Origin of the sequence: Klebsiella sp. BIGb0407 (assembly GCF_024807845.1) — a bacterium.
Lineage (GTDB): Bacteria > Pseudomonadota > Gammaproteobacteria > Enterobacterales > Enterobacteriaceae > JGM124.
Genome location: NZ_JANUEQ010000001.1, coordinates 396,159 through 419,129, shown reverse-complemented (window position 1 = coordinate 419,129; position 22,971 = coordinate 396,159). Strand labels below are relative to the sequence as shown.

The 22,971-nt window shown below is 51.0% G+C and carries 22 protein-coding genes; 6 read left to right on the top strand and 16 right to left on the bottom strand.

What is annotated here, in order from left to right; translation table 11 throughout:
* The first annotated feature begins 187 nt into the window (after positions 1-187).
* Positions 188-1,882, top strand: a complete 1,695-nt coding sequence (gene dauA, locus M2387_RS02010; protein ID WP_259046842.1) for a C4-dicarboxylic acid transporter DauA — start codon at positions 188-190, stop codon at positions 1,880-1,882.
* A gap of 42 nt (positions 1,883-1,924) precedes the next feature.
* On the opposite strand, the gene M2387_RS02005 is transcribed toward dauA, so the two are convergent.
* Positions 1,925-2,119: a ribbon-helix-helix domain-containing protein gene (locus tag M2387_RS02005; RefSeq protein ID WP_259046840.1), complete on the bottom strand. Its 195-nt coding sequence runs from the start codon at positions 2,117-2,119 to the stop codon at positions 1,925-1,927.
* A gap of 168 nt (positions 2,120-2,287) precedes the next feature.
* On the opposite strand from M2387_RS02005, the gene M2387_RS02000 reads away from it, so the two are divergent.
* Entirely contained in the window at positions 2,288-3,418 is a 1,131-nt protein-coding gene (locus M2387_RS02000; RefSeq protein ID WP_259046838.1) for a DNA cytosine methyltransferase, read from the top strand.
* Positions 3,375-4,349 (top strand): HNH endonuclease, encoded by a 975-nt coding sequence (locus M2387_RS01995; RefSeq protein WP_259046837.1) that lies wholly within the window; start codon positions 3,375-3,377, stop codon positions 4,347-4,349. The genes M2387_RS02000 and M2387_RS01995 overlap by 44 nt, the downstream gene beginning before the upstream one ends.
* A gap of 128 nt (positions 4,350-4,477) precedes the next feature.
* Here M2387_RS01995 and M2387_RS01990 read toward each other — a convergent pair whose 3' ends face one another.
* From M2387_RS01990 to M2387_RS01955, 8 genes are read right to left on the bottom strand one after another with little or no spacing between them, the layout of a single operon-like run.
* Positions 4,478-5,686: an acyl-CoA dehydrogenase family protein gene (locus tag M2387_RS01990; RefSeq protein WP_259046836.1), complete on the bottom strand. Its 1,209-nt coding sequence runs from the start codon at positions 5,684-5,686 to the stop codon at positions 4,478-4,480.
* A gap of 11 nt (positions 5,687-5,697) precedes the next feature.
* Positions 5,698-7,014: an LLM class flavin-dependent oxidoreductase gene (locus M2387_RS01985; RefSeq protein ID WP_259046834.1), complete on the bottom strand. Its 1,317-nt coding sequence runs from the start codon at positions 7,012-7,014 to the stop codon at positions 5,698-5,700.
* A complete protein-coding gene (locus tag M2387_RS01980; protein WP_259046832.1) occupies positions 7,007-7,792 on the bottom strand; it encodes an HpcH/HpaI aldolase family protein in 786 nt (261 codons plus the stop codon). The genes M2387_RS01985 and M2387_RS01980 overlap by 8 nt, the downstream gene beginning before the upstream one ends.
* A 12-nt stretch (positions 7,793-7,804) precedes the next feature.
* A complete protein-coding gene (locus M2387_RS01975) occupies positions 7,805-9,094 on the bottom strand; it encodes an LLM class flavin-dependent oxidoreductase (RefSeq protein ID WP_259046830.1) in 1,290 nt (429 codons plus the stop codon).
* A gap of 21 nt (positions 9,095-9,115) precedes the next feature.
* Complete coding sequence (locus M2387_RS01970) at positions 9,116-9,877, bottom strand: amino acid ABC transporter ATP-binding protein (RefSeq protein WP_462442471.1); 762 nt, start codon at positions 9,875-9,877, stop codon at positions 9,116-9,118.
* A 26-nt stretch (positions 9,878-9,903) separates the two neighbouring features.
* Positions 9,904-10,704, bottom strand: a complete 801-nt coding sequence (locus M2387_RS01965) for a transporter substrate-binding domain-containing protein (RefSeq protein ID WP_259046828.1) — start codon at positions 10,702-10,704, stop codon at positions 9,904-9,906.
* A 19-nt stretch (positions 10,705-10,723) separates the two neighbouring features.
* The gene (locus M2387_RS01960) at positions 10,724-11,365 is read right to left on the bottom strand and encodes an amino acid ABC transporter permease (RefSeq protein WP_259046826.1); all 642 of its coding nucleotides are present in this window, start codon (positions 11,363-11,365) and stop codon (positions 10,724-10,726) included.
* Positions 11,362-12,033, bottom strand: coding sequence for an amino acid ABC transporter permease (locus tag M2387_RS01955; RefSeq protein WP_259046824.1), 672 nt, complete (start codon positions 12,031-12,033; stop codon positions 11,362-11,364). The genes M2387_RS01960 and M2387_RS01955 overlap by 4 nt, the downstream gene beginning before the upstream one ends.
* Before the next feature lie 460 nt (positions 12,034-12,493).
* On the opposite strand from M2387_RS01955, the gene M2387_RS01950 reads away from it, so the two are divergent.
* Positions 12,494-13,669, top strand: coding sequence for an acyl-CoA dehydrogenase family protein (locus M2387_RS01950; protein ID WP_259046822.1), 1,176 nt, complete (start codon positions 12,494-12,496; stop codon positions 13,667-13,669).
* Positions 13,670-13,678: 9 nt separating this feature from the next.
* Positions 13,679-14,737: a sigma-54 interaction domain-containing protein gene (locus M2387_RS01945; protein ID WP_259046821.1), complete on the top strand. Its 1,059-nt coding sequence runs from the start codon at positions 13,679-13,681 to the stop codon at positions 14,735-14,737.
* A 60-nt stretch (positions 14,738-14,797) separates the two neighbouring features.
* Here M2387_RS01945 and hpxK read toward each other — a convergent pair whose 3' ends face one another.
* The 7 genes from hpxK to hpxU all read right to left on the bottom strand — a co-directional run bounded on the left by hpxK (position 14,798) and on the right by hpxU (position 21,197).
* The gene (gene hpxK / locus M2387_RS01940) at positions 14,798-16,057 is read right to left on the bottom strand and encodes an allantoate amidohydrolase (RefSeq protein ID WP_259046820.1); all 1,260 of its coding nucleotides are present in this window, start codon (positions 16,055-16,057) and stop codon (positions 14,798-14,800) included.
* Positions 16,054-17,295 carry a pyridoxal-phosphate-dependent aminotransferase family protein gene (locus M2387_RS01935; protein WP_259046819.1) on the bottom strand — a complete coding sequence of 414 codons (1,242 nt, stop codon included), beginning with the start codon at positions 17,293-17,295 and terminating at the stop codon, positions 16,054-16,056. The genes hpxK and M2387_RS01935 overlap by 4 nt, the downstream gene beginning before the upstream one ends.
* Positions 17,296-17,309: 14 nt before the next feature.
* On the bottom strand, positions 17,310-18,047 hold the full coding sequence (locus M2387_RS01930; protein WP_259046818.1) for an amino acid ABC transporter ATP-binding protein: 738 nt from the start codon (positions 18,045-18,047) through the stop codon (positions 17,310-17,312).
* Positions 18,028-18,684, bottom strand: coding sequence for an amino acid ABC transporter permease (locus M2387_RS01925; protein WP_259048239.1), 657 nt, complete (start codon positions 18,682-18,684; stop codon positions 18,028-18,030). The genes M2387_RS01930 and M2387_RS01925 overlap by 20 nt, the downstream gene beginning before the upstream one ends.
* Complete coding sequence (locus tag M2387_RS01920; RefSeq protein ID WP_259046817.1) at positions 18,684-19,349, bottom strand: amino acid ABC transporter permease; 666 nt, start codon at positions 19,347-19,349, stop codon at positions 18,684-18,686. Before M2387_RS01920 ends, M2387_RS01925 begins: the two co-directional genes overlap by 1 nt.
* Positions 19,350-19,358: 9 nt before the next feature.
* On the bottom strand, positions 19,359-20,144 hold the full coding sequence (locus M2387_RS01915; protein ID WP_259046816.1) for a transporter substrate-binding domain-containing protein: 786 nt from the start codon (positions 20,142-20,144) through the stop codon (positions 19,359-19,361).
* Between the two features lie 213 nt (positions 20,145-20,357).
* Complete coding sequence (hpxU, locus tag M2387_RS01910; RefSeq protein ID WP_259046815.1) at positions 20,358-21,197, bottom strand: MurR/RpiR family transcriptional regulator HpxU; 840 nt, start codon at positions 21,195-21,197, stop codon at positions 20,358-20,360.
* Between the two features lie 184 nt (positions 21,198-21,381).
* On the opposite strand from hpxU, the gene hpxW reads away from it, so the two are divergent.
* Positions 21,382-22,965: an oxamate amidohydrolase gene (gene hpxW, locus M2387_RS01905; RefSeq protein ID WP_259046814.1), complete on the top strand. Its 1,584-nt coding sequence runs from the start codon at positions 21,382-21,384 to the stop codon at positions 22,963-22,965.
* Positions 22,966-22,971 lie beyond the last annotated feature (6 nt).

Below are 22,971 nucleotides of genomic sequence, written 5' to 3'. Positions count from 1 at the left end.
CAGTATTCCACCATGCTTTTAGCTCATGTTGATAGCAGTACTATATGAAAATCATGTTATAATATGATTAACATAAATCAGGGGGCGTTCATCACCATCTGACACCCGCAAGTATATGGTCTATCCGAGACGGACCTTATCCGGCCCGCCATGTCGTTTTCTGTCACTGATTTGGCTACTATCTGTCATGACTACACCTAAAATTAATACTGTCCGCCTGTTTAGCGCCCTGCGTGCTGCGTGCTGGCAGGAACGCTATTCACGTCAACGTTTCCTCAAAGATACTATCGCAGGCATTACCGTTGGCATTATTGCTATTCCTCTGGCCATGGCACTGGCAATTGCCAGTGGTGTTCCACCTCAGTATGGAATGTATACCGCGGCGATAGCCGGTCTGGTGATTGCTATCAGCGGGGGCTCGCGCTATAGCGTCTCAGGCCCGACTGCGGCATTTGTCGTTATCCTGTATCCGGTATCACAACAGTTTGGCCTGTCGGGTCTGCTTGTCGCCACGCTGCTTTCCGGGATCATGCTGGTCATTATGGGGCTGGCGAAAGTGGGGCGGCTGATCGAGTATATCCCGCTGCCCGTCACCCTGGGCTTTACCTCGGGTATCGGTATCACCATTGCCACCATGCAAATCAAGGACTTTTTCGGGCTGCAATTGACGCATATGCCAGAAACCTATATTGGTAAAGTTCAGGCCCTGGTCTCTGCTCTGCCAACCCTGCACTTTGCAGATACCCTGATTGGTGCTGTTACGCTGTTTATTCTTATCTACTGGCCTAAACTGAGACTACGGATCCCGGGGCATTTACCGGCGTTGCTTGCGGGGACTGCCGTGATGGGGTTACTGAGCTTATTCGGACATGACGTCGCAACCATAGGTTCAAGTTTCACCTATCAACTGCCAGATGGGACTCAGGGACAAGGGATCCCCCCTATTCTTCCTCACTTAATGTTTCCCTGGGATTTACCTGCAGCAAATGGGCAACCGATGGAACTGACATGGCAGACTGTTTCTGCTCTGTTACCCGCAGCGTTCTCTATGGCAGTACTGGGTGCCATTGAATCCTTACTCTGTGCTGTCGTACTCGATGGCATGACGCGCACTAAACACAGTGCGAATGGCGAACTGCTGGGTCAGGGTGTGGGAAATATCATCGCGCCTTTCTTCGGCGGAATAACGGCGACAGCCGCGATTGCCCGTTCCGCGGCCAACGTGCGTGCCGGAGCAACTTCTCCCGTTGCGGCGATCATTCACGCCTTATTAGTGCTTCTGGCGTTGCTGGCTCTGGCTTCCTGGCTATCCTATCTGCCGCTCGCGGCAATGGCTGCTCTGCTACTGATTGTCGCCTGGAATATGAGTGAGGCGCATAAGGTCGTCTACCTGCTACGACGGGCACCGAAAGATGACATCCTGGTGATGTTGTTTTGTATGAGTCTGACAGTACTGTTCGATATGGTGATTGCTATTACCGTTGGTATCTTACTCGCCTCACTGCTATTTATGCGTCGCATAGCAAGAATGACGCGTCTGAGTCAGCTGACAGCAACCGATGATATTCTGGTACTGCGAGTGAACGGGCCGCTATTTTTTGCCGCAGCAGAACGTATCTTTGATGAGTTGCTGGCGCATTCCGAAGAGTATCAGACCGTCGTTTTACAGTGGGATGCGGTGCCGGTGCTTGATGCCGGTGGCCTGAATGCCTTACAACGCTTTATCGAAGTGCTGCCAGAAGAAAAGCATTTGGTTATCACCGATATTCCTTTCCAGCCCCTCAAAACCTTGGCGCGGGCACAGATACAACCGATTGACGGTCGTCTGTCATTTTACTCGACCCTGCCAGAAGCATTGCAGGTTTTGGGCGTCCAGGAGTAGTTGAAACCACGGTGTCGTTTCCGGCGCCGTGGTTTTCATCCGTCAGGATTTTTCAGTCTTTGAATCCGTCGCCGCAGTCTGGCTTGCATACTCAACACCGTGCTTTTGCAAATATTCGCGAATAAGCTGCCGAATAACCTGGGATGGCGTCAGGTCCTGTCGCTGGCAGAGTGTTTCCAGGGCCTGTTTCTTATCAGGATCAATCAATATTGTTAGTCTGGCTGTTTTCTTTTCCACAGTGGTATCGTCCTTATTCATGATAATTTAATTATAATACCATGCCTGCAGTAGTTCACCAGACTCTCCTCACCAGGGATACACCACTTGCATGTAAATACATACAGTATTAGTCTTGTGAGTAATCCACTAAAATTACAGTCATTATGCGGTAGGTATAGGAACAATATGAAGAAGAACCAAAAATTCAAAGTCATAGACCTCTTCTGTGGAGCAGGAGGCCTGTCTGCCGGTTTTTTAAAAGGAAAATCAGCTCAATACTTTGAAAGTATTTTGGCTATTGATAATGATAAAGCAGCTATAAAAACCTATAACGCTAATTTTGGCCATCATGGCGTGGCTGTGAATATAGACGAATGGATAGAAGCAAACGAGATACCACAAGCAGATATTGTCATTGGTGGCCCACCTTGTCAGGGCTTCAGCTTGCTTAATAAAAATCGTGAAGGTGACCATCGCAGAGCGTTGTGGGAACCCTATATGGATATTATTGAACGATCCGGAGCATCCATTTTCGTCATGGAAAATGTGCAAGGACTGCTTAAAAGCGAAGAGTTTCAGGCTATCACCATCAGGGCGATGCAACTTGGCTTCAGGCTTCTCAACCCATCACTATTGAACACTGCAGACTATGGGGTTGCTCAAACCCGTAAACGCGTCATTGCTATCGGTATCAAAGAGACACTTTTTGACTCAGATACACTGCCAGATTTCCCGCCGCCTCCAACACATCGTTCACCGGATAAACCCGGAACCTTACCCATCTGGAAATGCGTGCAAGACGTCATTGCAGACCTTCCTGAACCCGTAGGAACCGAAGTCAGGAATGTTGCACCTCCTTTAGACTTACATTTCGGCCGCAATCCTACAGCGTTATCTCAGGAACGCTATAGAGCCGTTCCTCCTGGAGGTAATAGGTTCGATCTCCAGAACAATCGCCCAGAATTAACGCCAGCCTGTTGGATAAAAAAAACGTCGGGTGGAACTGATTTATTCGGAAGACTATGGTGGAACAGACCATCAGTAACAATCAGAACAGAGTTTTTCAAGCCTGAGAAAGGTCGCTATCTGCATCCAGATAAACATCGACCGATTACACATCGAGAGGCAGCGCGAATAATGAGCTTCCCTGATGATTTTATTTTTATGGGTACAAAAACAGAGATAGCCAGACAAATAGGTAATGCTGTTCCGCCAATCTTTGCCGCGGAGATTGCCGAATTTATCATTCAACTCATGGATTTAAAAACGAACAATGGCGAGACGATCAAAGCAAAACATCCCGGAGCAGCTGCGTAATGAGCTATTGGCGTTCATTGTAGACTTTGAGTATAAGCTAGTAGAAGGGTCACTACGGGATCAGGTTAAAGCTCTGATTCCGGCAAACCATATTTTGCGAGACTTAGGGAGTTCGCTTGTGGTTGGCGATAGTTGTCACTCAGCCAGGGATCGTATTCTTTCCTATCTCGTCGCATACCCACGGCAGATTATTCATGGCGATGAGTTAATGATCGTTGCTGGCATTAGCGAATATGCGCGAAGAATCAGAGAACTTAGAGTTGAATTTGGCTGGGCTGTATTAAGTGGCAAATTACTCAAAGAAATGATTGAACAACAAGAGGTCACGCTTGAGGAACTCGGCGCAGATTCAATTGACGATCTGAAAACTGACGTTTATACGTTAATTAATACATCTCAGGACAAAGAGTCGGCCCATAGATGGAATGAGGCGAACGATCTCCGCAAGAGCAAGCTATCAGTAAAAGATAAAATCCTGCTCCATTTACGCAAAAATGTTGGCCGCGCAGTGTCTGGTGAAGAATTGCGCTACTTAGCCAATGACAGTAAAGAATGGGCACGCCGTACGCGGGAACTCAGAACCGAAGAAGGATGGCCTGTTGCGACTAAAAACTCTGGCCGTCCTGAATTACCGGTTGGTTCATATCTATTAGAAGAAGACCGCCAGGCCGATATTCATGATAGAAAAATCCCCGACCCAGTCAGGGTTAAAGTCTTAGAAAGGGATAAGCATTCCTGCCGGATGTGTGGATGGAATCATGGGTTAAAGAAAGCGAACGATCCACGAACGCTATTAGAATTGCATCATATTCACCATCATGTTCGTGGCGGAGAGAATAGCGTGGATAATTTAATAACCTTATGTAATGTCTGCCATGATGAAGTACACAGAATTAATCAGGATGATGTTTTAAAAAAGCTTATTTCATAATTATTTATGCCCCTGTCGCCACTGTTTTTTTGATTATACGACCTGAGAATAAGCTTGAAGCCCTTCACTCCCCTTCCTGAAAGCTAACGGCTCTGCTACTTGCCGTTAGCTGATTTTTCCTTTTTATTTTAGCGAATACCCGCCTGTGGAACACTGACACCTAAAACGTATTGCCCAATTAAACTGCGCTGTTTATCAATACTGTCATGCAGAGAGAGTGTGCGCCCGTTGCGCCAGAAACGGTCGGCCGCAAGCTGTTTTGTGGTGCCAGTAGCACCAAGCAGATTGAATATATTACTTGAGATCTCCACGCTCGCCCGGCTGGCCATCACTTTGACCTGGTAGATTGCCGTGACCGTTTCGCTAAAAACCGGCTTCCCGCGATAATGTGCATCCAGCAATCCCGCCGCTTTGCTCAGTAATGCTTCCAGAGCGGTAACGGTAATACTGTCATCAGCAATGCGCAGTTGATTGAAAGGCTCATGAGCCGCAGTGGTAAAACCGCTGGTCGGTCGCCGCTGATGTTTAAGATACTCAATCGCAAAAGTCAGCGCACCCAGTGCAATACCCGTCAGTAATGCGCCAAATGTTAGCTGATATAATGGTCCGAGCCGATTGGTTTTAGGTACCGAGCCTGGGCCACCGATAATATCCAAGTCCTGTACGGTTAACGCATCAATATGAATTTTTCCACTCGCCGTTGCGCGCTGCCCCATATTGTTCCAGTCATCAATAACTGTGACTTCGGTCGCCGACAGGTCGACGGCAATCAGTAACCAGCCTTCCGGACTGGTGTCTTGTTGATCCTGGCAGTGAATCAACGCCCAGTGTGCTCCGGGTGACCCCGTGGCAAAAGACTTCCGGGCGGTTATTTCCCAGCCACGAGAGGTCTGGCTGGCAAAAGAACTAAAACTCACACGGTTGCCATTGACATCAAACCTGTCGCTGGGTTCGCTGCCAACAAAACAGAATAGCCGACCTTGCTGCACTATTAATGGCGCGTACTGTTCTATCTGACCGGGGCTGCCCAGCTGGTTGATGGTCAGGAGAGCATTACAGTGTGCGCTAAAGATCTGCGCCGTACTGCTGCAGGAGCTACTCAGTCGGGCAATCAGATTAAAATAGGCGGCAAAGTGGACTTCCTCGCCAAAGCCAAGCCCCCCTGAAGATACCGGTAAAGCGACCGCCAGCAGCCCTTCTTCCCGCAGCAGAGCCATACTTTCATGCGGGTAACGCCCCTGGCTATCACTCGTAATACTTAATTGCTCCAGCGCAGGTAAAATAGCGGTTAATGTGGTTTCTAACTGCTCAAGGCTGGTAATTCTTTTGATAGGCATAAGGTATCCAATTAATTATTCAAGCCAAGATGCTGTCGCAAGGTAGAACCCTGGTAGTTGTCTTTTACCAGACCACGGTGTCTCAGAACCGGTAAAACCTGTTCGATAAAATCGTATAAACCACCGGGTAACAGCGGCGGCATAATATTGAATCCATCGGCAGCGCCCTCGGTAAAACGTTGCTCCATCTGGTCGGCAATATCTTCTGCACTGCCGATAACCTGCCAGTGGCCCCGGGCTCCGGCAATCTTTAATGACAGTTCACGCAGCGTCAGTTGCTCGCGCAGAGCGAAATCCAGCAACAGTTGCTGACGGCTTTTATTGCCATTAGTCGGTAATAGTGTTGTCGGAACTGGCTCATCCAGCGGCAGTTTATCCAGATCTTTTACTCCAAGATGCTGGCTTAACAGTGCCAGTCCCACTTTTTCAGGTATCAGATTCTGTAACTCATCAAACTTATCCTGTGCTTGCTGACGCGTTTTCCCTACCAGCGGAAAAATGCCGGGCATCACCAGAATGTCATCCCGGCTACGGCCAAAGCTTTCCGCCAGCTGCTTCAGCGAACGATAATAATGCTGCCCTTCCTCCAGGGTTTGGGCGGCAGAAAACACCATATCCGCGGTGCGGGCTGCCAGTTTCAGCCCGTCCGCGGAAGCGCCAGCCTGGACTATCAGCGGTTTATCTTGCCGGGAACGGAGACTATTGAGAGGCCCGCGCACCGAGAAATGCTGCCCCTTATGGTTCAGTTGATGCAGCTTTTCCGGGTTATAGTAACGGCCACTGGCTTTGTCGAGCACCAGGGTATCATGCTCATAGCTCTGCCAGAGCCCGGTCACCACATCAACAAACTCTTCTGCGCGAGCATAGCGGTCTTGATGTAGCTGTTGAGTATTGAGACCAAAGTTCTGCGCTTCCAGATCCGTCGCCGAAGTCACCAGATTCCAGCCAGCACGACCGCCGCTTAAATGGTCCAGTGACGCCACCGTTCTGGCGAGATTGTAGGGTTCGTTATAACTGGTCGAGACGGTGCCGATAACGCCAATCTGGGAGGTATTGACCGCGATGGCAGACAGCAACGTCAGCGGTTCAAAATGCGCGGCTCGCGATGTTTTACTGGCAACATTGAGGTCAGGTTCGCGGATACCGGTACCGTCCTCCAGAAAGATAAAATCAAAACAGGCGGACTCACAGTGCTTTGCCAGTTCAAGATAGTGCTCAAAATGCAATCCGCTACGGGGTTCCGCATCGCTGTGTCGCCAGGCGGCAACATGATGGCCTGTCGCATAAAGAAATGCCCCCAGGTGCATCTGTTTCTTTACATTAGCCATCCTGGTTATCCCCGGTAATACTGCGAATAATCGTCGCCGCTTGCCGGGCAGCAGACATAAATAAAGCCTGATCGGAGCCGTACATAAATGTCGTCACACCAATCTCTGCCAGGGCCTTAACCTCCGCTTCCGTTGACATATAGGCACTCAAGGCTTTGCCCTGTTTTATTACCGCTGTGGCGATAGTCTGGCAGGCCTCAAAAACGACCGGGTCATTTGGTGTTCTGGCCCCAAGCGAAACGGACAAATCCCCCCGGCCAATAAAGATGGCATCAATACCCTCAACGGCGGCAATCGCCTCCACATTTTCAAGTCCTGACAGGTCTTCTATCTGCGCGATAATGACGGTTCGACTGTCCGACTCAGCGATATGCTGCGCGGTCGTTTTCTGGCCCCAGGATGCTGCCCGCGTTGCCAGGGCAAAACCCCGTTCCCCGTGATATTTTCCCGCATTGACGATGGCTTTCGCCTGCTCAGCAGACTGCACATGGGGGACTAATACCCCCGTTGCACCGCCATCCAAAGCGGCAAGAATATGTTCTTGTTGCGCCGAGGGGACGCGTACCAGGGCATTGATCTCCCAGGCTTTTGCCGCCAGTAAAGCGTTGTCAGTGCTGAGCCGGTCAAAGGGGGCATGTTCCTGATCGATAATGACAAAGTCATACCCCACCGCGCCAAGCATTTCAGTAATATGCCCGGAAGGAACTTTTAAAAAGGTTCCCACCAGTGTTTGGTTGCCCAGCAGCCGTCGTTTAAATTGGTCGTTGTAATCAGGCATATGATATTCCTGTCAGATCCCTATATTGGTACGGAATGAGCGAGAAGGATATTCCGAACGGAACAGTCCCCGGCGGCGTAACTCAGGGAGTACGGTCCGATAAAATTTGCTGGCATCAGCGGGAAAGACCGGCGGTTTGAGGTTAAAACCATCGCAGGCACCTTCACGGAACCAGGTTTCCATACGGTCGGCAATCTGGGTTGGCGTTCCCACCACTTCCAGATGCCCTGCCGTCACCGCATGGCGTACTGCGATATCACGGATCGAGAGATTCTCTCGCGTCGCGAGGGCGATGATATTTTCGCGTCGGGTCTGCCCGGCATTACTCGGCGGTAACGCAGGTAGCGGCTCATTAAGATCGCAGGCACTGAAATCAAAGCCGCCCAGTTGGTCAGACAGCATAGCTACTGCTTCACTGACCGGGATCAATTCAAGTAACTGCTGGTAACGCTCCTGCGCCTCAGCTTCAGTATCACCAATAAAAAATGAAATCCCCGGCAGAATACGAACACTATCAGCAGAACGCCCCTCGGCTACCACCTGCTGTTTAAGGCTACGGTAGAATGCCTGAGCCTCTTCAAAGACCGACTGTACGGTGAAGACAATTTCGGCATGTCTGGCCGCCAGCGCCTGGCCGGGTCCGGATGAGCCTGCCTGTACAATGACCGGGGCGTCATAATCGAGATAACTGATATTCAACGGGCCACGAACCTTAAAGTATTTCCCCTGATGATCGAGCACGGTAAGCTTATCGGGGTTAAAAAACTCGCCGCTCTGCTGGTTAAATGTCAGGGTATCCGGGCTCCAGCCAGACCATAATCCTTTCACCACATCAACAAACTCATGCGCTCGTTGGTAGCGTTCAGCATGGCCAAGATGCTGAACCTGATTAAAATTCTGCGCCTCAGGTAAATAGGAGGTCGTCACCACATTCCAGCCAATGCGTCCCTGGCTTAACAGGTTCAGCGAGGCAAAACGACGTGCCACGTTATAAGGCGCGTTATAGCTGGTCGTCATGGTCGCAACCAGGCCAATATGCTGCGTTGCGGTGGCCAGCGCCGCCAGTAAGGTCGTGGGTTCAAACGAGGTGGCTTGCGGCGTCATCGCCTGATTTTGGCGTTCTGCCACCGTGTCTGAAAAAAAGACCATATCGAGTTTAGCCGCTTCCGCCTCTTGCACTATGTCCTGCAAGTAGCGGTAATCAAAAGCGATATTGTCCCTGGCGTCCGGGTGGCGCCAGGCGCCCAAATGATGGCCGAAGGGGAAAATAAAGAGCCCTAAATTCATATGCCGGGTTGTCATAACTTGCCTTATTAGTTCGGTTTACAGGACATTGCTCAGGAACGTTTTCAGTCGTTCGGTGCGCGGTTGCTCAAAAATCTGTTCAGGGGCACCACTTTCTACAATCATTCCCTCATCCATAAACAGCACCCGGTCAGCGACCTGACGAGCAAACTTCAGCTCATGCGTGACGCAGACCATGGTTATTCCAAGGTCTGCCAGTTCCGTCATGGCAATTAACACATCTTTGACTTTCTCAGGATCAAGCGCAGAGGTCGGCTCATCAAACAGCAGGATTTCGGGTTCCATGCACAGAGCACGGCAAATTGCCGCTCGCTGTTGCTGCCCGCCTGATAACTGGGCCGGATATTTATCTGCCTGACTTTCGATACCCAGGCGTTGCAGGTAGGCCATGGCCCGCTTGGTCGCCTGCTGCTTTGTCAGGCCCAAAACCCGACGCGGGGCCAGCGTGCAGTTGTGCAAAATAGTCATATGGGGGAACAGATTAAAATTCTGAAACACCATACTCACTCGTCCATGCTGAACATTCCGGTGAATTGAACCGGGTTTCATGGTTTGCCCCAGTACCTGTAACTCGCCTGAATCAAAAGACTCAAGCCCACCAATACAACGAATAAGCGTCGATTTCCCGGAGCCCGACGGACCGCAGATAACCACCCGCTCTCGCGGGTGGATATGGAGATCGATATTTTTCAGGACGGGCAGTTGATTAAAACGTTTATTCAGCTTCGCCATCGAAACATGATCTGCGAGTACTGATTGTTCTGTCTCTAAGACTGACATCATCGCCACCTTCATTCAGCGTGCTGTTAGTTAAGTGGAGGAAACTCGGGCAGCGGTTTTTTCAGCCAGGTTTCATGGATCGCGTTTAATTCTCCGTTGCCTTTAACAAAGAAGAGGTAGGTATTCAGCCAGCGCAGTAAATCCTGGTCTTCACGGCGGACGCCTATCGAATGATACTGGTTGCGTAATGTCAGCTTGGTTTCGGCCTGTAAATCAGGATTGGCTTTATTGATGATGGGTAACAATAAACTGGAGGTTGAGATGGTATCGGTCTGGCCAGAAATAAATGCCTGAATAGTATCCGCATCAATATCAAACCGTTTAACCTGCACGCCTTCAGGCAGTATTGCCAGGGTTGCTTTTTCAGCTGATGTTCCCCGGGCAACACCGACTCGTAACCCTTTAAGATCTTCAGGCTGGGTAATCGGCGTCTTCTTCGCTGCCAGTACGGAAAGATCGTTCTCGGCATAAGGCTCCGAGTAGGCTATTTGTTTCGCACGCTCCGGCGTTACGCCTAACATTGCGAAAATGGCGTCAATTTTATTTGTCAGTAAAAATGGAATGGCATTAGGGAATGCAACGGGCACCAGTTCTACCTCAACGCCCAGATATTTACCGGCGAGTTTAGCGACATCGGCTTCATAACCGACCGGCTGTCCCTGCGCATCAATTGAACCAAAAGGTGGCCACTGATTAATTACCCCAATGACGATTTTTTTCTGATTCAGAATACGATTCAGGCTGTCATCCGTAGCCGCATGGCTGACCGCTGAATAGGAGATAACAAGCAGTGCAGCAGCGACTATTTTTTTCAGTTTACTTAACATAGATTTCCCTTAACGGTGGTTATGATAATGATTTTTCAAGCTTTCTACCCAGCAGTGACAATGGCCAGCAAAGTAAAAAATAAATCACAGCAACGATCATAAAAATTAAAAACGGTTTAAAGGTTTGGTTATTAATAATTTGCGCTGTGCGAGACAGTTCGGCAAAACCAATTACAGAAGCCAGACTGGTCGCCTTAATAAGTTGAATAAAAAAGCCAACCAGTGAAGGTGTGGCAATACGTAGTGCCTGTGGAAAAATAATAAATACATGGCTGTCAAAACTATTCAGCCCTAACATTTTTGCTGCATCACGCGTACCTTCCGGCACCGCTTGAATAGCACCGCGCAATATCTCACCTGTCGAGGCACTGGCATATAAACTAAACGCAATTACTGCACTTAATAACGGCGAAATATCGATTCCCAAAAATAGCGACGGGGAAAAGAAACATAACAGCAATAGAATGATCAGCGGTGTTCCCTGAAAGATGCGGATATATACTGTAGAAATGAGTCTGACAGGCAAGTGTCGATTTGTTCTTAATACCGCAATTAAAATCCCCCCTGCTGCACCGCCAATAAACGACAGCACGGATAAATAAAGGGTCCAGCGGGTTGAATAAATAATTAACCAGAGATCGTTGGCATTAAACTCGCTCATGATTTTGCTCCCCAGTTAAGAAAGAGATACTGAGCAATACGGAATAAACCGACCAGCGTAAAGGTTATCAATAAATAAATCACGGCCATCATAAAATAGACTTCAAACATGCGATAGGTATCCGAGGCAATCGTCATCGACTGAGCGGTTAATTCATCCAGAGCGATAAAAGAACATACGCTGGTATTCAGCATCAGGACGACCATCTGATTGGTTAACGCCGGGAAAACAGCCCGCATTGATTGAGGAAGAAGAATCACTAAATAACTAAAAAAGGGTGATAGTCCCAGCGTATTAGCGGCATCATCTTGCCCTGAGCCGGTGACCTTTAAGCCGCCACGCAATATTTCTGTGGTATAAGCGCTGGCGTTGATAATCAAGCCAACCAGCGCGGCGACAAAGGAGTCCAGCCGGATACCTATAAGAGGCGCACCATAAAAAACCAGGAACAATTGCACTAATATAGGCGTGTTACGGATCACCTCGATATAGACTCTGATAATACTCTTTATTAATTTCCCACCTGACTTCAGCCACCACAATAATAATATACTAGCGATCAAGGTGCCCGCTATTGCTGCCAGCGCTAATTTAATCGTCACCAGCAGCGCAATAATCAATTGCTCTTTGTACGGCAGAATGTCTGACAGATGAAAAACATATTGCATAAATGTATACCAGTGGAAATATGAATGACCGTATTTGACTGGCATAGTCAGTAGTCGCTGTAAAAAAGTCAAATCACAATTACAGATAAGGTTATTTATTAATATCGATAAGGTTTACTGATTTATGATCGAGGGAGTTATTAAAAATGGCCACTCTATATTTTCATAAAAATAAATAACCAGCAAACTGTTTATCAGCCAACATTTATTTAACGCTTTGCTGTTGTATAAACAATACTATTATTAAGGTTATTTAATATTTCATTATAATACAGCAACCTATAAATCGGACATTCTCATCGGTGGAGAGTATATTTTGTTATGTCGAAAAGCGGATAAGGATAGCTATTTTTATTCGTTTTCTGGCAGGCACAGCTTGTTTATAAACGCACTGTTTCAATTTCATCACCCAGGACTGTTTGCCTGGCAACAACCGTTATTTTTTATGAAAGGACTCAGTATGACGATAACAAAATCCGATATCACTCACAGCGCGCGTCGGTTAGCGGCGGAGTTTGCAACGGATGCGGTGGAGAGAGACAGACTGGGAGGAACGCCCAAAAAACAGCGTGACGCGCTGAGAAACAGCGGTTTGCTGGCCATGCTGATCCCCGAACACCTGGGCGGATTAGGCTGTAGCTGGCAGGATATTTTTGCCGTCACGCGTGAATTTGCCCGTACCGACAGCTCGATTGCTCATGTTTTCGGTTTCCATCACCTGCAGCTGGCAACCGTCAGGCTGTTTGCCCGTCAAAGTCAGTGGCAGCCCTGGTTTGCTCACACCGCATCGCGTAACTGGTTTTGGGGAAATGCCATGAATGCCCTCGACGCCAGGCTAATCGCCAGACGTCATCAGGGATGGTATGAGTTTTCGGGGCAGAAAAGTTTCTGCTCTGGCGCACCGGACTCAGAAATGTTAATCGCCGCCGCGATGGATGAAGAGTCGCCGCAAAAAATGACCATGGCGGTGATCCCCAGTTCCCGAACAGGTATTACTCTGCACGAGGACTGGAATAATATCGGCCAGCGGCAAACGGACAGCGGGAGCGTCACCTTTGAACGCGTACGGGTGGAAACAGATGAACTGTTACGCGATCCCGGGCCGTTAAGCTCGCCCTTCGCCTGTCTGCGACAGCTTATTTCGCATTTGCATTTTTCAAATCTGTTTCTGGGGATCACCGAAGGCGCTTTTGCCGAAGCCCGGCAGTATACCCGCAAGGAATCACGTCCATGGCCGCTGTCTCCGGCAGTAAACAGCGATAATGACCCCTTTATTCTTCGTCATTATGGTGAGTTCTGGGTTCAGCTGGAAAGCACCCGTCTGCTGGTTGAACGGGCAAATAGCCTGCTCGACAGCGCATGGAACAAAGGACTTGCGCTTACGGCCAGCGAGCGAGGTCATCTGGCCCTGGCGATTGCCACAGCAAAGGTCGCCGCGACCCGACATGGTCTGGCTATCTGTAGTGCACTGTTTGATGTCACGGGAGCCCGCGCCACCAATGCCTCTCTCGGTTTAGATCGTTACTGGCGAAATTTGCGGACTCAGACGCTGCACGACCCGGTGGATTACCGGATTTATGAGCTGGGACAATGGGCGCTTAATGAGCAATTTCCTACCCCTTCGTTTTATTCCTGAGGATCCGCTATGACGTTATTTTCTTCCTCGGCAGGACCCAGACGCTCACAAATACCCAGGGTTACCGCGCAGATATTTGAAGACCTGCAATCCCTTGCGCTGCTCGATCATATGCAAAAAATTGCGCCCAGTGAAGCCAGCGTACTTATCGCAGGCGCGACCGGCACCGGTAAAGAGCTGGTTGCCCGCCATATTCATAATTTAAGTCATCGCCGTGAGGGACCCTTTCTGGCGGTCAACTGCGGTGCCTTTGCCGATACGCTGGTAGAGGCCGAACTGTTTGGCCATGAGAAAGGCGCCTTTGTCGGGGCATTAAATGCCCAGGCGGGCTGGTTTGAAGAGGCGAATGGCGGCACGCTGTTTCTGGACGAAATTGGTGATTTACCTTTGGCTATCCAGGTAAAACTGTTACGGGTACTACAGGAACGTGAAGTGGTACGCCTTGGTTCACGTAAATCACTGAAAATTGATGTCCGGGTACTGGCAGCCACCAATACCGATCTGAGCGAAGCGATTCGCCAGGGGCGTTTTCGTGAAGACCTGTTCTATCGGCTCAACGTGGTTAGCTTACAGTTGCTTCCGTTGCGGGAACGTAGCGGTGATATTCTCCCTCTGGCCCGTCACTTTATTCACCAGTACTGCACCCGCCTCGGCTATCACCAGGTGGTATTAAGTGACGCGGCATGCCAGCAACTCACCCGCTATTCCTGGCCCGGTAATATTCGCGAGCTGGAAAATGTTATCCACCATGCATTGTTAGTCTGTACAGAAGATACCCTGCTGCCGGAACATATTAATCTTCAGGGAACCGCGACGAAAACCCGCGTGAATGGAGAAAACCCTGCGCTCAGTGCCGATGAATTGCTGACCCAGGCTCTGGAAGCCGTCGTTCTGGAAGCAAACGGGGATATGCATGCCAGGGTAGAAGATGCTCTGATACGGCTTGTTTATCGCCATTGCCGTTATAACCAGGTCCACACGGCAAATCTGCTGGGCTTATCGCGCAATGTTATCCGCGCGCATTTGATAAGACTGGGAGAGTTAGTGGTTAATAAACGACAGAAATAGTCCGAATAATGTTTATGGGATAGACCGGATATACAGTTACTACCCCATGACCCTTTATGATTATTTTTCCGCCAGCATCGTCGTCGCACGGCTGAAGGCCTCAATCGCTAAGGCGACATCCGTTTGCAGCACCGACTCCGCAGGATGGTGGCTAATTCCTCCTTTACAGCGCACAAACAGCATACCCACCGGCCAGCACTCATTGATAGCAATCGCATCATGGCCTGCTCCGCTGGGTAACGACAGGGACTGGCCTTGCACTTCAGAGACGGCTTGCGTTAATACGCTCTGCAATTCGGGTGAACAGGCGGTGGCCGGGATACGGTAGAACTCCTGGGCTGCGAACGTTAAGTTACGCGTGCTAGCAATCTCCTTTGCCCCTTCAAGGAGTTCGTTCAACAGAGCGTCCAGCGGCGAGTCTTGCGGACCGCGGATATCCAGCGTCAGAACCACTTCGCCGGGGATAACGTTTACCGCAGCGGGCTCACAGCGCAGGGTGCCCACGGTTGCCACCAGATTGCCCCCCTGCTGGCGGGTCGTCGACTCAATCAGCGTCATCCATTGCGCGGCTGCCGCCAGCGCATCCCGGCGATGGCTCATCGGGACCGTACCCGCATGGCCCGCCTCTCCTGTAAAGCAACAATTAAGCCGTCGGGCACCATTAATCGCTTCAACCACGCCCAGTGCCAGGCCTGCCTGTTCAAGACAGGGGCCTTGCTCAATATGCAGTTCCAGGTAAGCGGCAATATCTTTCAGCGGGCGTTTTGCCAGATGCACTTTTAACGGGTCAAGCCCGGCATTCACCATCGCCTGCGCAACGCTCACGCCCTCAGCATCGACCTCGTTCAGCCAGCTTTCAGGCCAGCTGCCTGTCAGCCCTCGACTGCCTAATAAGGTAATACCGAAACGGGTTCCCTCTTCGTCGCAGAAACCGACGATTTCAATCGCCTTTGCCAGTCGTCGACCTTGGTCGTGCAGCGCCTGAACCACCTCAATCGCCGTCAGTACCCCCAGCATACCGTCATACCGCCCGGCGTTGCGTACCGTATCCAGATGTGACCCGAGTAAAATGGCAGCAGCTCCTTCCTGCTCGGCTTCATAGCGCCCGCAAATATTGCCGACGCTGTCCTGCCAGACCTGCATCCCGGCCTGTGCCATCCACAGGGCGACCTGCTGATTAGCCTGTAAATGCTCGGGCGAGAGATAGACCCGGGTGAGTACCACCGGCGTTTCGCTGATTAGTGCCAGTTCATCGGCCCGGGCCATCACCCGAGCCGCAGCCTCTGTTGAAAGCTGCTGTTGTTCTACAGGCGGGCTCATAGCGGGCTCTCATGCTGATAATGGTCCCATGCAGCCTGCATGGCCGCGCCTTGCGTGGTAGAAAACTTCAGGTAATTCAGGACGGATTCCAGTGCACTCAATGTCGTCAGGACACAGTCTTTACGGGCGTTATAGCCCATCGTTCCGATGCGCCACACTTTGCCGTGCAGTGGGCCGAAGGAGGTGCCGATTTCAATGCCGAAATCTTCCAGCATCAGTTTGCGTACCTGGTCGCCATTAACCCCCGATGGGATCATCACGCCCAGCACATTATTCATTTTATGCTTCAGATCGCCGAAGGTTTCCAGTCCCATCGCCTGAACGCCTTTCAGCAACGCATCGCCATGCAATTTATGACGGGCAATGCCGTTATCAAGACCTTCCTGCAGAATAAGTCGGGCACATTCCCGAGCGGCGAACAGGGCAGAAGTAGCCTCAGTATGGTGGTTAAGCCGCTCCGGTCCCCAGTAATCCATCACCATGCCCAGGTCGAAATAGTTGGAGTAAACCATTTCATCAACGCCATCAAGATGCGCCTCGGTGCGGATCCCCTGCTCCACGCATTTACGCGCCCGAATCGCCTCTTCCATCGCCGCACTGAGCGTGACAGGTGCACTACCAGAGGGCCCGCCCAGGCATTTCTGCATACCCGCCGAGACCGCATCCAGCCCCCAGACGTCGGTTTCCAGTAGGTTGCCCCCAAGCGATGCGGTGGCATCGGTATAAAAAAGTACGTTATGACGGCGGCAAATATCGCCCAGCTCTGCCAGCGGTTGCAGCATAGTGGTTGAAGTATCGCCCTGCACCGTCAGCAACAAACGAGGCTTAACGCGTTTGATTGCCTCTTCAATCTGGTCCGGAGTAAAGACTTCGCCCCAGGGCACTTCAATGGTATGCACTTCTGCCCTGCAACGCCGGGCAATCTCACATAACAGATGACCAAAACGGCCAAAGACCGGGACCAGCACTTTATCGCCTGGACGAATGGCAGAAACTAAAATAGCCTCAATACCGGCACGAGAAGTGCCATCCACCAGCATCGTCCAGCGATTTTCAGTACGAAACACGCCGCGGTAGAGCATCATCACTTCATTCATATAGTGGGTCATCGCCGGATCGTACTGGCCAATCAACTGGCTCGACATGGCGCGCAGTACACGCGGATCGGCGTTAATCGGTCCCGGCCCCATCAGCAGGCGTGGCGGTGGATTGATTTGCGAAAATTGAGTCATATCCATTTTGATACCTTTAATTAGTTCAAGCCGCGAACGGACGAGATAAATTGTTTCAGTTCAGTGGTCTGCGGGTTAACAAACAGGGTTTTACTGTCGCCCTGCTCCCAGACTTTCCCCTGATGCATAAACACCACCCGGTCACCCACTTCGCGGGCAAAATTCATTTCATGCGTCACGAGGATCAGCGTCATTCCTTCCGCCGCCAGCTGTTCCAGCACCTTGAGGACTTCGCCGACCAATTCAGGATCCAGCGCCGAGGTTATCTCGTCGCAGAGTAAAACCTTGGGCGACATAGCCAGCGCCCGGGCAATCGCCACGCGCTGCTGCTGGCCGCCAGACAGGCTGGAAGGATAGTAGTCCAGGCGATTACCCAATCCGACTTTCTCCAACATATGCGTTGCAAGCTCACGACATTCAGCCGCACTTTTATTCAGCACCCGGCGCGGGGCCAGCATCACGTTTTCCAGCGCCGTCATATGCGGAAACAGATTAAAATTTTGAAAGACCATACCCACCGAGCGACTGATTTCACGCGCCTGGGAATCCCGGTCGGTAATGGTCATACCTCCCAGTTTAATACTGCCATCCTGGTAGCTCTCCAGTCCGTTGATGCAACGCAGTAAAGTACTTTTCCCCGATCCGCTACGACCAATAATTGAAATCACCTCTCCCATATCGATGTCGAGATCGATTCCTTTCAGTACGTGGTTGTCGCCGTAGAACTTCTGCATCTGATTAATGGTGATGAGAGGCATTAAATTTATTCTCCAGATAGCGGCTGTAACGGGACAGCGGGTAACACAGCAGGAAGTAGCCCAGCGCCACTAGCGCAAAGACTTTAAAGGGTTGGTAAGTGACGTTGGTCAGCATGGTGCCGGCTTTCGTCAGCTCAATAAAACCGATGATTGAGGCAAGCGCAGTGCCTTTTACTACCTGAACCGCAAAACCTACCGTCGGGGCAATAGCAATACGCAACGCCTGAGGAGCCACAACCCGGCACAGGGTCTGGGTAAAACTGAGTCCGAGACAGCGCGAGGCTTCCCACTGTCCTTTCGGTAATGCACGAATGCTGCCGAACCAGATATCGAGTAAAAAAGCGCTGGTATAGAGTGTCAGGGTAATTGATGCCGCAGCCCAGGCCGAGATATCAAAGCCTAATAACGCAATACCAAAAAAGGCCAGAAACAGCTGCATCAGCAGCGGTGTTCCCTGAAATAACTCGATATAACCGCGGATAACCCGATTAATTCCCCGGCCACCGGTAAGACGCAACAGCAGCAGCGGGATTGTCACTAATCCACCGCCGATAAACGCCACCAGTGACAGTAATACCGTCCAGCGCCCTGCCAGCAGCAAGTTACGGATAATGTCCCATTCGGTAAAGGTGGTCATCATGCCGGAACCCTCAGCCATTTACGCCCCGCCGCCATCAGCAGCTGACGCATGATTATTGAAAGTACTAAGTAGATCCCGGTTACCACCAGATAGACCTCAAAGCTCAAAAACGTTCTGGACTGGATCAAGTTGGCAGCAAAGGTCAGCTCTTCATAAGAAACCTGCGATACCACCGCTGAACCTAACATTACGATAATGCACTGACTCACCAGAGCGGGATAAATCCGCTGAAGTGACGGCGGCAAAATCACGCGAATAAAGGTCTGCAGACGACTTAAACCCAGTACCCGACCCGCTTCCCACTGGCCTTTCGGCGAGACCTGGATCCCGGCACGGATTATCTCGGTGCTGTAAGCCCCAAGGTTAATAATCATCGCCAGTAAGGCAGCTTCCCCTGCCGTCATCTTTAAACCCAGATTAGGCAGGCCGAAGACAATAAAGAACAGCTGAACCACAAAGGGCGTATTACGGATCAACTCCACATAGCCGCCCCAGATACGGCTGAACCAGGTCGGACGCCCGCTACGAATAGCGGCGCCGAAAATACCGATAGCAAGGCCACCAATGGTGGTCAGTACCGCCAGTTGAATCGTTACCAGCATGCCCGCCAGTAACTCTGGCCAGTGCTGCCAGAGCTCAGAAAAATGAAGTTGCTCCGTCATGGGCTGACCTTAAGCCGCAAAGTCGGCAGGTAATGGGGCTTTCAGCCACTCCTGGGATAATTTTTCCAGAGTACCGTCTTTGATCCCCTGCTCAATCAAGGCATCCACTTTTGCTTTTAGCGCAGGCTCGTTCTTTCTCAGCCCGATAACACAAGGTGAGTCTTTCAGCATAAAGCTCGGTACCGGTGCTTTTGCCGGGTTTTGACGAGAAATTGCGGCGACCACCAGGTTACCTGTCGCGACGTATTGCACCTGGCCTGAGAGATAGGCAGACAGAGTCGTATTGTTATCTTCATAACGTTTAATCTGCGCTTCTTTTGGCGCAATCTCGGTCAGGACCATATCTTCCACCGCACCACGGGTGACGCCGACCGTTTTTCCGCCAAGGGCTGCGACGTCTTTTAACTCACTGTCTTTTGGTCCGAATACCCCTAAGAAAAACGGAGCATAAGGACGGCTAAAATCAATCACCTTCTCACGTTCCGGATTCTTACCCAGACTGGAGATAACCAGGTCCACTTTATCGGTCTGCAAATAAGGCACGCGGTTAGCGCTGGTCACCGGGACCAGTTGCAGCTTCACTTTCAGCTGTTTCGCAAGGTAGTGGGCCATATCAATGTCATAGCCCTGGGGCTGGAGATCGGTGCCCACAGATCCAAACGGCGGGAAATCCTGCGGCACTGCGATACGAATGACGCCGCGTTTTTCAATATCCTGGAGTTGGTCGGCATGGGCTGCGGTCATTTGTGTAAACAGACAGACGGCTCCCGCCAGTGCGACGAATAATTTTTTCATGATGATTTCCTATGGCATGAGTGTGAAACAAAAGATTCTTTGAATCAACTTTTGCAACTAATGTGCCAACCATGAAAAATAGTATTCCCGTTGCTTGATAAATAATAAAAGAGTGAATAAACAGGTTTAAGAAGGGATTAGTGAGAAAACCCGGATCGTTTTCTCACGATTGTATTGCACTAAAACAAGGCAAAGCACCAGCTTGAATCCCCATTATCGTTGCTCAAGCTCATCCAGTTGCTGATAAAGAGTGGCAATGTCCTGAATTCGGGGGCGGCCTTTATCAAGGGTTTCATGTAAAAAGGCATTAGCCAGCAGGTTGATCAGACTATTGACCGCAGCATAGCTGTCATAGGCAGAAACGCTGTCCAGTGGCGCACAAAGCTGCCAGCGTGCCAGGGGAAACAGGCTATAAGCCTGAGGCTCACACATCAATAAAACCGGGATTTCTCTTTGCTGAAGCTGTTGCAGGAGTGGCTTGATAATGCGCGGGCGACGGCGAAAAGCGATAACCACCACCAAGTCTTCCGGGGTTAAATCCACCAGTTCTTCGCTTAAACTCTGCCCCGGCTGGGGTAAAACCTGTATCTGTCCGCGCGCCTGGAGCAACTGTTGACGCAGATGCAGCGCCACTGGCCAGGAGTTACGCATCCCGATAACGATAATGCGCCGGGCATCAACCATGGCGTTAATGGTTCCGGCAAATTGCTCGGCATCCAGGGCGTTGACCCACTGGGTCAGATTCGCCATTTCTTGTTTATAATGCCGCGCCAGTAAGGTATTCCCCTGCACCGCATCACGATTATCGGTCAGGGGCATGCCGGTCTGACGCAGGGTGCGCAGCTCATCGCGCATATCTTTATACTTCTCATAACCGAGTCGTTTAAACAGACGGCTGACCGTGGCTTTTGATACCCCACTCAGTTTCGCCAGCTCTGCGCTGTTATAGCCTATCAGGTCATCAAAGTGGTCAAAGATAAAATCGGCCACTCGCTGTTCCTGGGGCGACAAGGTCGCGTACTGCCCCTTCAAACGTTCATCAAGTTGTTCCATAGATCCTCTGTAACTTTTGTTTCAGCAAATTATACCGCTATCTGCCCAAAATGATTCGGGTTGTTTGAAGTCTTACGGATTCAATGCTTTCACAATGCGTGCCAATTCTCTTATCTGAAACTTTACTTTCAACCTGGAACAGCTTTTGCAGACATTACGGTACGACGAGTAATGAGGATAACCCATGCAAAGTAATGTATCCGTACAGGGGATGGCGGTCGCCCCCCACCATCTGGCAAGCCAAAGTGCACTTGCGGTATTACGCGACGGAGGAAGTGCTATAGAAGCGATGGTCGCTGCCGCGGCAACAATCGCCGTCGTTTATCCGCATATGAACGGGCTCGGCGGCGACGGCTTCTGGCTTATCGTCCCGCCGGAAGGTGATCCTATCGCGATTGATGCCTCTGGAGCCGCCGGTTCGCTGGCAACACCCGAAACGTATCGTGGTCTGACACAAATCCCACATCGTGGTGCCCAGGCCGCACTGACCGTTGCCGGAACCGTCAGCGGCTGGGATGAGGCTCTTAAGGTTTCTCATACGCTAACCGGCCAGTCACTGCCGCTGGATCGCCTGCTGGAAGATGCGATTCATTATGCAGCCGGGGGCATTCCTGTGACACCGTCACAATTCAGTGCAACCACCGGTAAACTTGATGAGCTTCGCCATTTGCCAGGTTTTGCAGAGACCTTTCTGGTAAACAATGAGCCTCCGCTAGCCGGAAGTCTATTCCGTCAGCCAGCCCTGGCCTCGACGCTAAAATTGCTTGTCGAAGACGGCCTCGACAGCTTCTATCGCGGAACGCTGGCAGAACGTCTGGCTGAGGGTATGGCAAAATACGGACTCCCCGTTACGCTTAACGATCTGCATAAGCATCAGGCCCGCCGCCCAACTCCTTTAAAACTACAGCATCAGCAAGGAGAACTGTGGAATCTCGCGCCGCCTACCCAGGGGCTGGTATCCCTGGCGATCCTCGGCATCACTGACCGCCTGGCAATGACCGAGGCCGATGAAGCACAAACGGTGCACCGTATTGTTGAAGCCACTAAGCTGGCTTTTTCCCTGCGGGATGCCCATATCACCGACCCGTTGCATGTCGATACAGATATTCAGAGCCTGTTAGCCCCCGAGGCGCTGCAACAGATGGCAGATAAAATTGATGACCAGCAGGCCGCGCCCTGGGGTACAGGCAAAGGCCCTGGTGATACCGTCTGGATGGGAGTGATAGACAGTAGCGGGCTGGCGGTCTCATTTATTCAGAGCCTGTATCACGAATTTGGCAGCGGTGTCGTCCTGCCGGATACGGGTATTGTCTGGCAAAATCGCGGCGCGTCGTTCAGTCTTGATCCTGCGCATCTGCTGGCGCTGGCTCCGGGTAAACAGCCTTTCCATACCTTGAATCCCGCCGCTGCGCGCCTGAATGACGGGCGGGTAATGGTGTATGGTTCAATGGGGGGCGATGGTCAGCCGCAAACCCAGGCGGCAATTTTTACCCGTTACGTTCTGCAGGGCGTTCCCTTGCAGGAAAGTATTTCCCGGCCGCGCTGGCTGCTCGGACGAACCTGGGGACAAACCTCTGACTCGCTGAAGCTGGAAGGTCGTTTTTCACCACAAAGCATAACCCGTCTGCAAGAACTCGGGCATGATGTTGAAGTTCTGGCTGATTTCAGCGAAGCCATGGGCCATGCCGGGGCGATTGTACGCCACCCCAATGGCCTGCTTGAGGGGGCATCGGATCCCCGTAGTAACGGCACTGCCGCCGGATATTAGGAGTCT

Bases quoted from the DNA above. Each gene is read 5' to 3' on its own strand.
- M2387_RS01990 (WP_259046836.1), bottom strand. From the start codon at position 5,686: ATGCCTATCAAAAGAATTACCAGCCTTGAGCAGTTAGAAACCACATTA.
- M2387_RS01960 (WP_259046826.1), bottom strand. From the start codon at position 11,365: ATGAGCGAGTTTAATGCCAACGATCTCTGGTTAATTATTTATTCAACC.
- M2387_RS01915 (WP_259046816.1), bottom strand. From the start codon at position 20,144: ATGAAAAAATTATTCGTCGCACTGGCGGGAGCCGTCTGTCTGTTTACA.
- hpxW (WP_259046814.1), top strand. From the start codon at position 21,382: ATGCAAAGTAATGTATCCGTACAGGGGATGGCGGTCGCCCCCCACCAT.
- M2387_RS01920 (WP_259046817.1), bottom strand. From the start codon at position 19,349: ATGACGGAGCAACTTCATTTTTCTGAGCTCTGGCAGCACTGGCCAGAG.
- M2387_RS01950 (WP_259046822.1), top strand. From the start codon at position 12,494: ATGACGATAACAAAATCCGATATCACTCACAGCGCGCGTCGGTTAGCG.
- M2387_RS01925 (WP_259048239.1), bottom strand. From the start codon at position 18,684: ATGACCACCTTTACCGAATGGGACATTATCCGTAACTTGCTGCTGGCA.
- M2387_RS01980 (WP_259046832.1), bottom strand. From the start codon at position 7,792: ATGCCTGATTACAACGACCAATTTAAACGACGGCTGCTGGGCAACCAA.
- M2387_RS01935 (WP_259046819.1), bottom strand. From the start codon at position 17,295: ATGGATATGACTCAATTTTCGCAAATCAATCCACCGCCACGCCTGCTG.
- M2387_RS01965 (WP_259046828.1), bottom strand. From the start codon at position 10,704: ATGTTAAGTAAACTGAAAAAAATAGTCGCTGCTGCACTGCTTGTTATC.
- M2387_RS01995 (WP_259046837.1), top strand. From the start codon at position 3,375: ATGGCGAGACGATCAAAGCAAAACATCCCGGAGCAGCTGCGTAATGAG.
- M2387_RS01970 (WP_462442471.1), bottom strand. From the start codon at position 9,877: ATGTCAGTCTTAGAGACAGAACAATCAGTACTCGCAGATCATGTTTCG.
- hpxK (WP_259046820.1), bottom strand. From the start codon at position 16,057: ATGAGCCCGCCTGTAGAACAACAGCAGCTTTCAACAGAGGCTGCGGCT.
- hpxU (WP_259046815.1), bottom strand. From the start codon at position 21,197: ATGGAACAACTTGATGAACGTTTGAAGGGGCAGTACGCGACCTTGTCG.
- M2387_RS01975 (WP_259046830.1), bottom strand. From the start codon at position 9,094: ATGACAACCCGGCATATGAATTTAGGGCTCTTTATTTTCCCCTTCGGC.
- M2387_RS01985 (WP_259046834.1), bottom strand. From the start codon at position 7,014: ATGGCTAATGTAAAGAAACAGATGCACCTGGGGGCATTTCTTTATGCG.
- dauA (WP_259046842.1), top strand. From the start codon at position 188: ATGACTACACCTAAAATTAATACTGTCCGCCTGTTTAGCGCCCTGCGT.
- M2387_RS01945 (WP_259046821.1), top strand. From the start codon at position 13,679: ATGACGTTATTTTCTTCCTCGGCAGGACCCAGACGCTCACAAATACCC.
- M2387_RS02000 (WP_259046838.1), top strand. From the start codon at position 2,288: ATGAAGAAGAACCAAAAATTCAAAGTCATAGACCTCTTCTGTGGAGCA.
- M2387_RS01955 (WP_259046824.1), bottom strand. From the start codon at position 12,033: ATGCAATATGTTTTTCATCTGTCAGACATTCTGCCGTACAAAGAGCAA.
- M2387_RS01930 (WP_259046818.1), bottom strand. From the start codon at position 18,047: ATGCCTCTCATCACCATTAATCAGATGCAGAAGTTCTACGGCGACAAC.